Annotated in this window: 8 protein-coding genes; 1 reads left to right on the top strand and 7 read right to left on the bottom strand. The window is 68.2% G+C overall.

From position 1 onward, the window contains the following. Genes bcsQ through bcsB form a run of 6 tightly spaced genes read right to left on the bottom strand, consistent with a single transcriptional unit; the run spans nucleotide 1 to nucleotide 11,035 of the window. The gene (bcsQ, locus tag C8K18_RS08645; protein WP_107707228.1) at nucleotides 1–780 is read right to left on the bottom strand and encodes a cellulose biosynthesis protein BcsQ; all 780 of its coding nucleotides are present in this window, start codon (nucleotides 778–780) and stop codon (nucleotides 1–3) included. Continuing rightward, nucleotides 777–1,016, bottom strand: coding sequence for a hypothetical protein (locus C8K18_RS08650; RefSeq protein WP_035570544.1), 240 nt, complete (start codon nucleotides 1,014–1,016; stop codon nucleotides 777–779). Before C8K18_RS08650 ends, bcsQ begins: the two co-directional genes overlap by 4 nt. Then, entirely contained in the window at nucleotides 1,013–3,001 is a 1,989-nt protein-coding gene (gene bcsE / locus C8K18_RS08655; protein ID WP_107707229.1) for a cellulose biosynthesis protein BcsE, read from the bottom strand. Before bcsE ends, C8K18_RS08650 begins: the two co-directional genes overlap by 4 nt. Before the next feature lie 11 nt (nucleotides 3,002–3,012). Beyond that, complete coding sequence (locus tag C8K18_RS08660) at nucleotides 3,013–7,215, bottom strand: cellulose synthase subunit BcsC-related outer membrane protein (RefSeq protein ID WP_107707230.1); 4,203 nt, start codon at nucleotides 7,213–7,215, stop codon at nucleotides 3,013–3,015. After that, nucleotides 7,194–8,624 carry a cellulose synthase complex periplasmic endoglucanase BcsZ gene (gene bcsZ, locus C8K18_RS08665; RefSeq protein WP_107707231.1) on the bottom strand — a complete coding sequence of 477 codons (1,431 nt, stop codon included), beginning with the start codon at nucleotides 8,622–8,624 and terminating at the stop codon, nucleotides 7,194–7,196. Before bcsZ ends, C8K18_RS08660 begins: the two co-directional genes overlap by 22 nt. Continuing rightward, entirely contained in the window at nucleotides 8,624–11,035 is a 2,412-nt protein-coding gene (gene bcsB, locus C8K18_RS08670) for a cellulose biosynthesis cyclic di-GMP-binding regulatory protein BcsB (protein WP_107707232.1), read from the bottom strand. Before bcsB ends, bcsZ begins: the two co-directional genes overlap by 1 nt. A gap of 276 nt (nucleotides 11,036–11,311) precedes the next feature. On the opposite strand from bcsB, the gene C8K18_RS08675 reads away from it, so the two are divergent. Then, the gene (locus C8K18_RS08675) at nucleotides 11,312–11,746 is read left to right on the top strand and encodes a diacylglycerol kinase (protein WP_374709762.1); all 435 of its coding nucleotides are present in this window, start codon (nucleotides 11,312–11,314) and stop codon (nucleotides 11,744–11,746) included. Between the two features lie 75 nt (nucleotides 11,747–11,821). On the opposite strand, the gene C8K18_RS08680 is transcribed toward C8K18_RS08675, so the two are convergent. Further along, a complete protein-coding gene (locus tag C8K18_RS08680) occupies nucleotides 11,822–13,471 on the bottom strand; it encodes a methyl-accepting chemotaxis protein (RefSeq protein ID WP_006048614.1) in 1,650 nt (549 codons plus the stop codon). Nucleotides 13,472–13,570: the final 99 nt, after the last annotated feature.

A 13,570-nucleotide genomic window follows, 5' to 3' on the forward strand; every position in this document is an offset into this window, starting at 1 on the left:
TCAACGAGGCTCCGAATCCCGCGATGGCTCGGCGAGCGGCGCGAGCCATTCGTCGACCGCGCTTGCCAGTCCTTGCAGGTCGTGCGAGGTCTGCGAATACGGCGCATCGTCGAAAAGCCATGAACCGCGCGCGAATGCTTCGGGCAGCGCGGCGTCGGCATGCAGACGGATGACCGGCGCGGCGCCGGGACCGAGCGCGGCCGACAGCATGGAGAGCGCGTCGCGCTGCATCTCGCGCGCCGGATTCAGGCGGTTCAGCACGAAGAGCGACTCATTGCGCGCCGGCCGCAATTGCGGCAGATGGCGTGCGAGCGTCGCGAGCGGACCGGGCTCGGGCGGTGTCACGCAGACGATCAGATCCGCGCAGTAGAGCGCCTGCGCCGCATGCACCGACGGATAACGCGGCGTGTCGATCAGCACGACGCCTTGCGCGGGCAGGTCGATGCCCGCGAGCGAGGTCGCGAGCCACGCGGGTTCGTCGGCGAGCAGTTGGCTGATCGACACGAGGCTCGAAAGCGGCACGTCGCCGTGCGGGACGAACAGCACGCCGTCGTCATTGCGCCATGTATGCGCGTGCCAGGGCGCGCCGCTCGCGATGGCCGCGCCGATTCCGTCGGCGGGCAACTCGTCGAGCCCGAGGTGCGGACCAAGCAGGTTTTGCGGATCGAAATCGACGGCGACGACGGGGCGGCCGCGGCGCGCGAGCAGCACCGCGAGCGCCGCGGTTAGCGTGGTTCGTCCGGCGCCGCCCGCCGTGGAAAGAATCGCGATGGTTTTCATTGGACGGACGACGCTCCAGTCGCGCGTTCTTCTTCAGCGGCCGGCGCGGCAACGGCTTGCGGCACGAGACGGCCCTTCAGCACGAGCGCGGCGGCGTCGAACGGGACTTCATGCCGGGGATCGAAGCGGCGCGTGGCGCGCATGCCGGAACGTCGGCGAAAGTGCTGCCAGACGATCCACAGCGGAATCCCGCCGATCATGCCGATGCCGAAGCAGATGAGGAAAAACAATGTCATAGGGCCTCCTGCTTGCGCAGTGGCATGGCGGCCGGCTCGGCGCGGCGGCGGCGTGGGAGTTGCGCGGCGGCGTGTTCGGTGGCGGCGGCGGGTTGCGGCGCGTGGTCGGCTTCGTCGGAAGGCAGGCTGTGTGAGTTGACGGCGCTGGCAGACGGGGCTTGCGCGATGTGTTCAGTCACGCCCGGTGTCGTGGCTTCTGCCGCGGTTTCTTGCCGGCTTTCTGTCGGGGTTTCCACCGGGCGTTGCGATGCATCCTGCGCAACAGCAACAGCCACAGCACCAAACAGATCGCTAAAGTCGACATTCGGCACGCGGCGCTCCTCGATGCGCAGCCGCTCGATCTCCGGCAACAACTGCTCGCCGGCGATCAGTTGCCTGCTTTGCGCCAGCGACTCGACCGGCACCTGAAAAATGCGCGCCAGCGATCCCTGTGCATCAGCCAGCCGGCAGGCGAACAGGAACACATAGAGGTATGCGCCGTCGGCGGTGAACACGTCGCCATTGCGCACGGGCCGACACTGCCGCAGCGCGTCCGCATGCGCGACTTCCGGCTTCAGCAGCAGCTTGACCAGCACATGCGGCAGGTTCAACGACAAGCCACGCCCGAGCACATTGCTCACGTGATCCGCGAAACGCGCCACGGGCAAATAGCCGCAGACGGCATCGCTCAGCGCAGCGGCGAGCGCGGCGCGGTAATCGGCGGCGACCGGGCGCGCGTTGAGCTGCCCTCTTAACGACTGCATCAGCGACTGCATCCGCGAAAACGGCACGTCGCGTCCGATCACGAGGTTCGCGCCGAGATTCAGCACGAGCAACTCGAACTGATGACGCAGCACCTGGCCGCGTTCGACCAGCACGATCTTTAGCGCGCGCCCGCACGTCCGGCGCAGCGTGTGGATGGTCTCGCACAGCGTCTCGAGTTGATCGCCGCCGCTGTAGTCGAGCACGACGCTCGCCGCGCGCGCGCCAAGGCTCACCTTGAGCGCCGCCTGCAAACCGTCGACGATCTCCCACTCCGCTGGCACCCACGGTTCATCGCCGACGGCTTTGCGCGTCGCGATCACGCGCATTTCGTCGCGTGCGATGCGTGCGTCGGCACGGCGGCAGGCTTCTGTTTCCTCGGGCGCGACCATCAGGCGGCCGGCGTTCGTGAAGCGCAGCGCACGCACTTCGCCCGCGGCGAGCGCCGCGCGGCTGCGCCAGAAATCGACATGCCACAACAGTTCGCCGTGAGTCGGCTGCAATCGCGCGACGCCCTGGCAACTGGTGTGGAACGCGTCGCGCTCGGGATCGCGCGCCTCCTGTTCGAGCTGCTCTTCGATCGCCTCGGAATCGAGCGCGAGGTCGTTCGTGGACGCCGCCGCTCGCCCGGCCAGCAGCACGAGCGTGATGTTGCGGGTCTCGCACCAGTCGGCGAGCACGCGGCCTTCGTAGGCGAGATCGTCGGGACGGTCCCAACTAAACCAATGCTCCGCGCCTTCGACGAAGAAAACGCTGCCGCGCCTGAAGCCAAACGGCTTGAGCGCGCGCAGCGCGCCGTAGAGACGCGCCAGCGGCCGTGCCGCGGCATCCGTCTGCGCGCCGCCCGCGGCGGCGTCGCTCGCGGACTCGCGCGGTCTTAGCGTCACGACGTTCAGGCGCGCCGGCAGATCGCCGCCGCCTTTCGCGTGCAAGCGCGCGAGCGGCGCGTCGCGTGTGGCGGACAGCACAAGCGTGACAGAGCGCGCGGCGCAGTCGCGGGCGCTTTCGAACAGCAGCGCGTCGGCTGCCGGCGTGCCCGCGATGCCGTACACGAGGTACACGCTGCCGGGCGCCAGTGTCGCCCAGCTTTCGGGCAGGCCGTCGAGCGCGAGCCGGTCGGCCGCCTTGTTCGGCGCAACCAGGCGCCTGAAGCCGGCGCCGAGCGCGCGCAGCGTCGACACCGACGAAGCCGCGTTGCCCGGCCGTTGGCCGGGATGTCGTGGATCTGACGTTGCGGGTCGCATGCCGTGCCTCCTCAATAGCTCGAATACAGACGCGTCGGCGTCGGCGACAGGCTCGTATCCGGCTTGCGAGCATCCAGGTTGTAGCGCACATAGACCATCGCGGAGCTCGGTGCGTAATCGTGCGAGCGGTCGATGTCGAACAGCAGCCCTGCCACCAGATGCGGACTGAAACGGTGTTCGACGACGCCGGTCAGGCCGTAAAGGAACGACACGCCGCGCGTCGAGCTGGCCCCATACACGTTGTTGCTGTTGTTCAGCGCCGCCGGGTTCAGGGCCGCCGACGCCGGCAGACCGTTCGGATAGAACGGCGAACTGCGCTCATACGAGTTCGACACGCCGACCGTCGCCGTCAGATCCCAGCGCCACGCGCCGCGGCGGCCCTGCCATTCGACCGGGAAACCGAGCGACAGATAGCGCTGCGGGCTGTAATAGCCGCCCTGGCCGAAAGTGTAGAACCGCAGATTGTTCGCATAGTGCCATGCATTGCCGACCACGCCGGTGCTGACCTTCATGTCGGCGCGCTCGAAGACCGGCACGGTCGCTCCCGTGCGCAGCGTGACGCCGGTATTGGAAGCGACATTGCGGCCGGTGAACATCCCGGCGCCGACGTCGGCGAACAGGTTCACGCGGCCGACGTCGACGGAAGAATGCACATCCAGCCCGTCGCGGCGCACGCCGCCCCAGACCGCGCCCGTCCACGGATCGCGAAGCCCCGCGTACGACAGTTCACTGCTGGTTTGCGGCCGCCGCGACAGATTGACGGTGAAGCTGCTGTCGTCGCCGGCCATGCGGTAGCGCACGCCGCCCACGAGGTAATGCACCGGGAAGCCGATCGGCGTCGTGCCGAGATCGAACCGCAGATTGTCCGACCGGTAGCCGATGCCGCCGCCCGCACCGGTCGCATGCTGATGGAAGCTCGCCACCGCGGCGGTGCTGCTGTCCGTCAGCGCCGCGTGCGTGCCGAGCGTGTCGAGCAGACTCGAATCGGAGCTGCTTAGCGTGCCAGCATCGAGATTGACGACGTCGACATGCGCGAACACATGTCCGTCGTAACCGACCGGCAACTGCGCATAGACCGGCACCTGCTGCGCGTGATAGTTCGAGATGCCCTCGTCGCCGGACTTGTAGGCCGGATACCACGCTGCTTCAATCGACGGATCGCGGCGCTGCTCGAGATCGCTCAACGCCACTTGCGCAGGCGTGCCGTTCGGGCCGGGGCTCACGCCGGCGCTGCGCTCCTGCACCTCGGACTTGCGATACAGCGCCGCCGCGTCGTCGTAGCGGCCGAGATCCTCGCTGATACGCCCCCGCTGCGCAGTCACGTCGTAACGGTCGGGAAACGCGCTCGCCAGTTCGTCGGTCAGCGTCTGTGCTTCATACGGCCGGCGCAACGCGGCCAGCCGGCGCGCCGCCGAGAGCCGCGTATCGATGTCGTCGGGCGCGCTTTGCTCGACAACGCCGTGCACGAGATCGAGCGCCTCGCGACGCTTGCCGCTTTCCTGAAGCACGCGGGCCAACGCAAGCTGCGCATCGGGATCGTCGGGATGCTCGGCGAGCAGTTTTTCGAGCGTCGCGCGGGCGCCGGCGAATTGGCCCTGCGCGCGCTGCAGATCGGCGACCTCGAGCGTGTAGCGCGGATCGCGCTGGCCTTCTTCGTCGACGGCCGCGAGAACCGCCGCCGCGCGCCGGTAGTCGCCGGCGTCGATCGCGGCGTCCGCACGGCGCAGCGCAAGCCGCACCGACTGGTCCTGCAGCCGCGCGCGCTGTGCCGCGGTCAACGCGGCGTCGTTGCGCAGGTCGCGCAGCCACGCGTCGAGTTCGTCGTCGCGATGCGCGGAGCCGAGCAGATCGCCGTAGCGCAGCCTGACGTCGTCGTCGGTCTGTTGCGGGTGCGCCTTCATCCAGTCGGCAAGGCGCGCGAGACCGCGATCCGGCTGGCCCATGTCGATTTCGAGCGAGCCCACCGACGCGGTCAGGTTCGCGTCGTCGGCGCCGAGCGCCGCGGCTCGATCGAGCGCGGCTTTGCCCGCCTGCGCGTCGCCCGCGGCATACGCGGCGCGCGCCGTGACGAGCGCCTGTTGCGCATCCAGATTGCGGCTGAACGCGCGCATCGCATCGGTCTGGTTCGCGGCCGGTACGCTCGCGAGCAACGCGCGCGCGCCGGCCAGGTCGTCCGTGGAATTGCGGTAGAGCGCGGCGGCGTAATGCATTTCCGGCGAGTCGGAAACCTTGAGCCCTTCGTCCATCACCGTGCGGCCGAGTTGCGGCAGGCCGAGATCGCGATAGATGCGAGCGAGCGCGAAACGCGTCCACGGCGAATCCGGTGCTGCGCGCAGCGCCGCTTCGTAACGGTCGATTGCCTGCGCGCGCAGGCCCTGCTGCGACAGCCGCTCGGCTTGCGCCACCAGATTGTCCGCGCGAATCTGCGCGAGTTCTGCGCGATCCGCCTGCGCGCGGAAGCGGTTTTGCACGGCATCCAGCAGCGGCCCGATGCGTTCGTCGCGGCCGGTGTTGTCGAACAGCGTCGCGGTGCTGCGCACCGTCGCGAGGCTCGGATCGCGGGCGCTCAGCAATTCTTTCAGCAAAGGCTCGGCGTTCGCCCAATCTTTTTGCGCAAGCAGCGAGTCGGCGAGCACCAGCTTGGCGTCGGTATTCGATACGTTCATGGCGAGCGCCTCGCGCGCCAACCGCGCGGCTTCGTCCGGCCGGCCGGCCGCCGCGGCTTGCCGCGCGCGCGTGAGCGTGGCCCAGAACTGCGCGGTCCGGGCGAGGCCGGTCCACTTCGCGCGATTGTCGGGCGCGAGTTGCGCGGCGCGCTGAAAGAGCTTTTGCGCCTCGTCCTGGCGGCCCTCGCGCATGCGCAGCAGACCGAGGCCGCCGACCGCCTCGGCGTCATCGGATCGCGCCTGCGCGGCGCGCGTCAGCAGCGGATCGGCAGCGGCCAGATCGTTGCGCGAGAGCAGCGCGAGGCCGCGCTTCTGCGCGATGTAATCGGGATTGCTTTCGAGCCGGCGTTGGGCCTCGACTTTGTCTTTGACCACGGCGAGGCGGTCGTGGAACTCGGTGTCGTCCGGCGCGAGCGCGACGTAGGCGCTCAAGCCCTGCACATAGGCCGGGTCGGGCCCCGCCGACTGCAGCACGCGATGCCACAGGTCCATCGCCACGCCGTGGTCCACATCGTTGCGGGTGGCCAGCGAACGGGCGATGCGCTCGGCCTCGGGCCGCGTGTCGCTGCTGCGATTGAGCAGGCCGGCGAGCGCCATCGCGGCTTGCGCGTCGGCGGGATCGGCGGCGAGCCGCGCGCGCAACGCGGCGACCGCGCGCACCCGGCCCTCCGGCGTGCCGGCGACGATGCTGTAGTACTCCGCGCCGAGCGGCCCGGACGGCGCGCCGTGCGGGAACAGCGCCTCGAGGCGCCGCGCGGCTTCTTCGGACTGACCGCTGCGCGCGAGCAGGCGGATCGTGGCGAGCTCGCCACGGCCGCTCGTGGCCACGCGGAATTCGTCGTCCGACTGTTGCGCGAGTTTGCTGCCGGGCGCGGCCTGGTGCAGCTTCGTCAACGCCGCCTGGGCGGCCTGCGCCTGTCCGAGGCGCAAATTGATGCTCACCAGTTCGGCGAGCAGGACAGGCGATTGCGGAGCGACGAGCAACGCTTTGTCGATTGCCTGCTTGGCGAGGTCGTCGCGACGCTTGGCGCTCCACAGCCGCGCGGTTGCGTACAGCCGGGAGATGTTGGCGGAATCGGCGGCTGAGGCGGCGGGGGTGGGGTTTGCGGTGCTTGGGGTGGCGGTGGTGGTGATGCTGGTTGCGGCGTTACCGCTGGCCGCGGCGCTGGCTACGGCTCTGGCGCTGGCGTGCGCTGCGGCGCGGGCGCTGGAATCGGCGCTGGTGTGGGCGTGGGCTGCGCCGCTCTTGCTGACCTCGGCACTCATGCTGGCTGCGGCACTCGTGCTGGCTGCGACGGTTGCGCTGGCCGCTGCCGCGCCGCCATTGCGCGTGCCCTTGCCCGCTGACCGCGCGGCGCGTGCTTGTGCCGGCTCGGCCGGCGCCGCCGGCGCCGTCGACGCGGAACCGGAAGCCTGCGCTGCCGCCTCCTGCGCGGCAACCGCATGCGCGAGCGGCGGCATGCCGCACGTGAGACCGGCCAGCCACAGCGCGCGCGCAATTCGCGAGCGCGCGCGAACAGCGACGGTTAGCGTTTCGCGGGACGGCAAACAGAACTCCAGGGCAAGTCGAGCGACCCATCGGCCGCAAAGCGATAGCGGCCATCGCGCCAGCCGAGGCCGAACAGCGTCAGCACGCTCGTGTAATAGCCGGGCGCGGTCTGCGCATCGAGCTGGTCGACCCGCGCGGACTGCCGGTCGGCAATCGACGTCTCGCCGCGCGCGATCAGGAACGGAATCGCCGCAGCCGAAAAGCCCGCGTTGCCGTCGTTCGCTCCGGGTTTGGCGTCCGTCGTATCGATGCGCTCGGGCGGCGCTCCGTGTTCCGCGACATAGCGCGCGAACGGCGTGAAATGATTGAGCAGGCGGCTTTTCAACGGATCGTTGCCGTTCAGCATGCCGATCCACAAGTACACGCGAATCGCGTTGTACGCGCTCTCGGCATGCGTCGCGGGATCGGGCAAAAAGCCCTTGCCCGCGCGATAGAGCGACCAGTCGGGCGAAAAACCCTGCGGCGCCGAGCCGACAAGCATGCGCGCCGACGAATCGACAAGCGCCTGCCAGCGCCGATCGGAAGCCAGCGCGCTACCGAGGCCGCGCAGCACCTGAACCGGCGCGTAGCTCGGATTGACGCGCCACAAATCGGCCTCGGGATGAAAACCCGTCGGCCCCGGCAACAGCGTGAGGCCGAGCGTCGGCACGCGCGCGGTCTCCTCGTCGAGCACGCGCCTGGCAAGCGCCGCGCCGCGCGCCGTGTAGCTGCGCTCGTTCCAGACACGCCCCGCTTCGAGCAGCGCATAGGCGATCCACAAGTCGGCGTCGGACGCCGCGTTGCTGTCGAGCACGCCCCATTTGCCGTCCTGCCCTCGCCCCCACAGCCAGGCGGGCAGATGAGCCGTGAGATCGCCCTCGGCCAGATTGTTCTCGGTCCAGTGCAACAGACGGTCGAACGACGCACGGTCGTTGGCGACGAGCGCAAAGAACAGTCCGTACGATTGGCCTTCGGAGACCGTGCGGTCGTCGTCGGAACCGACGTCGATCACGCGGCCGTCCGGCGAGACGAACTTGCGCCTGAACTGTTCCCACGCGGGCCAATCGGCGGAAACGGCGAGTGCGGTGGATTGCGCGCCGCCGGCGTTGTCGAAGGCGCGGAAAGCCTGGGCGGGACAGGCGGCGGTGCCGGTCGCGCCGGCCGCCGACGTAGCAGCGGAAGAAGTAGCCGAAGTACCAGCCGAAGCAGCAGCGGAAGAAGCGGCCGAATTAGCAGCCGAAGAAGCACCCGAAGCCGCGGCCGCAACACTCGCCGGCGCCAGCGCCACGCCCGCGGCAAGCCACGCCAGCACCGCGCCGCACACACCCGACGCAACGCGACGCGCGGGACGTGCCCATGCCACGCGCGCAACGCCGACAGACAGCGACTGCACGCTGTTCGCGCGAACCTGAACTGTGCGCTTCACCATCAGAGACCCCGGCGGCGCGCCGCAAGCTCCTGGAGTGCGACAAAGGCGCCGATCGCCAGCAGCAGACCGCCCAACGCGCCCAGCAAGCCGAGCACGACCGGATGCCTGATCGCGCTGCTCCAGATGCGCGCGTACCACGGCACGTAGCCGACCAGATAAGTGTCGCCGACGCGCAGGCTGTCGATCTGTCCGTCGCGGACCAGCGCGAGATCGCCTTGCAGCCGCGACACGCTGTCGCCGCGTTCGAACACATCGAGCATGTCGGTCAGATGCGCCGGGCTCGTCGCCTGCATGACGACCACGCTGCGCCCCTTGGTGCCCGGCTGCTGGAAGCCGAACAGCGCGGCGAGCGCGCCGTCCTGCTCGAGCTGCGCGCTGCCGCCGGCGACGGGCGCGCCGTTACGCCAGTGCTCCTTGACCGAGAACGACGCGCGCACGGTGCCACTCGGTGCGCCTGAGCCGCCCGCGCCGCCGGCCGCGCCTTGCAGCGCGCCGAGCGTGAGCGGCAGCGCCGCTTGCCACGGCGTTTGCGCAAGCACGCCGGGCGAGCCGCCGACGAACAGCATGTCTTTCGTTTGCGCGAGCGACGCAACCGCCGCGGGTCGAATCACTTGCACGCGCAACGATGGGTAGCCGGTCCACTGGCCCATGTGGCCCATCATCGTCAGGAATGCTTCGAGTTCCTCGGCGCCCGCATGCGGCGGAATCACCACCGCCGTCTGCGAAAGATCGGCATAGCGCGTGAACGGAAAGCCGCTGTTGGCGAAGAACGCAAGGTTCGGCATCTGCGCGTAGTGCACGAAATGCGAGAAGTCGATCGTCGAATCGGGGTCGACTGCGGCCTGCACCGGATTCGCCGCGACGCCCTGGCACAGGCCGGTCTTTTGCGAATCGAGGTTAAAGCGCAATTGCAACTGGTTCGAACTGCCGACGCGAAACGCCGGAATGTCGATCGAGTTGGTCGAGTGGCTCGGCTGGTCCGAGAGCACCGGCAACTGCATGCGCCCTTGCCCGTCCTCGGCGCTCGCTTTCGGCAGACGGAGCGACTTGACGAGCTGATCGTTGATGTTGACGGCCAGCGCGGAATTATTGACCACCGTCGGCGCGGTGTAGCGGTAATGCAGGTCGAGCGGAACGCCCGTGCCGCTCCACGAAAACAGGTCCGCGGGCACGCGCAGATTCACGCGGATCGCATCGGGATTGCTGCCGCTGACCTGCAGCTGCGCGGGGTCGTCGACGAGTTCCTTGAACGTGACGGGACGGTCGACCGGCACCCAGCGCGGCGCGTCGTAAGGCTTGCGCGGCTCGCCGATGTCGATATGCGCGACCGTCGTCGCCGGGCCGGACAACGCGGCACGGCCGAGCACGAGTGCATCGACGGCGCGCTCGACTTCGGCCGCGTCGCGGCCTGTGACGACGAGCAGCTTCTTGTCCTGCGCGGCCGGGTTGTCGACGACCATCAAGGTCGGGCCGGCCGGCGCGGGCAGCTTCAGTTGCGCAGGCAACGAAGACGCGACGCCGATCACGACGCCGTGGCTGTCAGCGGGAAGCCCCGACACCACCGGAAAGCGCGCCTGACGGTAATCGGCCAGCATGCCGAACCAGGACGCCAGGACGCCGGCGCTGCGCACCGTCTCGTTGTCGGGATTGGCGGGCAACAGGAACGGCAAACGCAGGCGCGACACGTCGCGGCGGTCGAAGAACGGCGCGGGCAGCAGCGCCAGATCGTTCGGCAGACGGACCGCCGACGTTTGCAGAATCAGTTCGCTCGTCGGGCTGATGTCGGCCCACAGCGCGGAGTTTTGCGGGTCTTCGCAGTGATCGAGCGTGTAGTGCGCGATCAGGTTCAGGTTGAGCTGGTTGTAGTCGGTGAAAAAGCGCGGGTCGAGCACGATGTCGCGCGTGACGGCCTGCCCCGCCTGTTCGCGCTCGAGCGGCACCGTGGCGACCGACTCGGCGTTCACCGACACCTTGATGTGCGACATCGGAAACACGAGCGACGGCGAATACGTGTAGCGCAGGCGCAGCGTCGCGGCCGTCACCACACGGTCGAGCCGCACCCCGACGTTGACCGTGCGCGTGTCGTCGAGACCGCGCAGCGCCAACGTCTGATAGGCGCCGAGCATGGAGAATGGCAAACGCAGCGCGCCCGCGTTCGTTGCGGCGGACGATCCGCCCACGGCGGCAGAAGACGCAGATGCCAGCGGCGCGGCAGCGAGCTTGCCGGCGATTCCAGCGGAAGCAGCCGACGCAGCAGCGGAAACCGAGGACGCGTCGGTTGCGGGCGCAACCGTTGTGCGCGCCGGCGCTTCGCCGCCACGCGCGGCCACCGACATCGACGGATAGATAGCCGCTGCGAGCGCGCATGCGCCGGCCACCAGTGACACACAGAACGAGACAGCAGGCTTCATGAACTGATCAGACTCTCGCGCCCCCGCAGCACAATTGCTGGCAATGCTGTGGCAAAGCCAATTCCCTGGCCGGGATGCTGATGGGATAGAAGGAAGGGGCAATAATAAGACAACAGAAGGTAAGGTCACACTGCTTTACGTCACGGCAGCCGAAAACTGGAGCGCAAATCTCAAAATGATGCCGCACGATGTCGCGTGCGCGAGACAGTAGCAGCGCGAACACCCGGCGGCCACACAGACAGAGGCCCGTGTGGCATGCTTCTGCGGATGTCCAGAATGAACCGATCGATGCGCCGCCCGAACGATCCGCCGCCGTCTCCCGTCGCTCCCAAACGCAGCGGAATCTTGCGCGGGCTGTTCGCGCTGCGGCACTCTTATGACGGATTCCTTACGACCCTGCGTGAGGAAAGCGCATTCCGTCAGGAAACCGCGCTCGCCGCGGTGTTGATGCCGTTTGCGTTGCTGCTGCCCGTCACGCCGGTCGAACGCGTGCTGCTGATTTCGTCGCTGCTGCTGGTGCTGCTGGTCGAGTTGCTGAATTCGAGTATCGAAGCGGCAATCGACCGCATTTCGCTGGAGCGGCACGAGCTTTCAAAACGGGCCAAGGATTGCGGCAGCGCGGCGGTCACGTTGTCGCTGTTGATCTGCGCGACGGTCTGGCTGCTGCTCGCCGGGCCGGTGGTCGTCAGGCTGGCTGAGGCTTATCTTTAGTTTTCTTTGAGCTGGCTTCAGAAGCCGCGCGCGGGGCGGGCCTTCGGAAGCCCGCCCACCATTCGACATTCGACGTCAAGCCACTTGCAGCGGCGAAGCGTCGCGCGCCGGCAATACGGGACGGCGCGTGTCGGCACGCGACAGCGAGCGGCCATCCGCGGCTCCGGCCGACTGAGCGCCATCCACGCGAAACACCGCCACCGCGTCGCGCAAAACGGCCGCCTGTTCTTCCAGCGATTTCGCCGCCGCCGCGGCCTCCTCGACGAGCGCCGCATTGTGCTGCGTGACCTCGTCGATCTGCGAGACGGCCTTGTTGACCTGCTCGATGCCGTCGCTCTGCTCGAGCGCAGCCGCCTCGATCTCGCCCATGATGCCGGTCACGCGCTCCACCGACTGCATCGCCTCGTGCATCGTGCGGCTTGCCTCGGCGACGAGCGATGCGCCCTGCTCCACCTGCGCCGCCGAATCGCCGATCAGCTCCTTGATCTCCTTGGCCGCCGCGCCCGAGCGCTGCGCGAGGCTGCGCACTTCCGACGCCACGACTGCAAATCCGCGCCCCTGCTCGCCGGCGCGCGCCGCTTCGACGGCCGCGTTCAGCGCGAGAATATTGGTCTGAAAGGCAATGCCCTCGATCATGCCGATGATCTCCGTCACCTTGCGCGACGACTCCGTAATGCCGTCCATCGTTTCGGTCACGCGCGACACGACCTTGCCGCCGCGCGTGACGGTATCGAGCGCGCCATGCGCCAGCCGGTTGGCCTGCTTCGCGTTGTCCGCGTTCTGCTTCACCGTCGCGGAAAGCTGCTCCATGCTGGCCGCCGTCTGCTGAAGCGCCGCGGCCTGCTGCTCGGTGCGCGCCGACAGATCGGTGTTGCCCGACGCGATTTCGTTTGCGCCCTGCGTGATGGCCGTGGTGCTGCCGCGCACTTGCGAGACCGTTTCGACGAGACCGTCGCGCATCTTCGTCAACGCGCTCAGCAACTGGCCCATTTCATTGCGCGACTGGCTCTTGATCGCCACCGTCAGATCGCCTGCGGCCATGCGCTCGAAGTGCTTGACGGTCGCGTTGACCGGCTTGATCAGCGCCGCCGACAACGCGATGCGCGCCGCCACGCCGACCGCGATGGCGAGCGCGCCGATCGCGGCGAACAGCAGCGTCGCCATCTGGAAGCGTTGCTCGGCGGTCGCGGCCTGGCGATGCTGATTCTCGATCTGCGCGTGTTCGAGTGCGTCGATGGCCTTCGAATACGTGGCGTAAAACGCGTTCGCCGTCTCGCCCTGAATGTTGCGGAACGTGTTGAAGTCGAAGTCGGTGAGCGCCTTGAACTCGAGCTCGATCGCCTTATCGACGAGCGCGCCGCGCGCCTGTTCGACGTTCTGCGCGAGCTTCTGCTCGGCGTCGCTCGCAAACGGGCCGGCCATGTAATTGCGGAAGTCGTTGTTGGACTCGACCAGCACCTTGTGCGCGGCGGGCAGCAGATCGTCGGTCTGCTTGCCGATGCTAAAGAGCGTTTGATACGAGCCCAGCGCCAGTTGCACTTGCAGGAGCTTCTCCGAGCTTGCCTTCAGATGCGAGAGCGCCGACGCGCTGCGCTGCGTATCGGCGAGGCTGCTGTTGGCGAGCTTCAGCGCGCCATAGCCGACGCCGATCACCGTCAGCAGAAAGGCAACGAATACGCTGATGACCAGCGTCAGGCCGCCACGAATTGTGATGTTGTTTAGCATGGATTCTCCGGAACGGTCTTGTCGATCCGCGACGAGTGCGTATTACCCCGCGTTCTCCGCACTTCGCCGCATCCAGTCTTAACGGCTCGCGGCACGCCT

Origin of the sequence: Paraburkholderia sp. GV068 (assembly GCF_003058125.1) — a bacterium.
GTDB classification, from domain to species: domain Bacteria; phylum Pseudomonadota; class Gammaproteobacteria; order Burkholderiales; family Burkholderiaceae; genus Paraburkholderia; species Paraburkholderia graminis.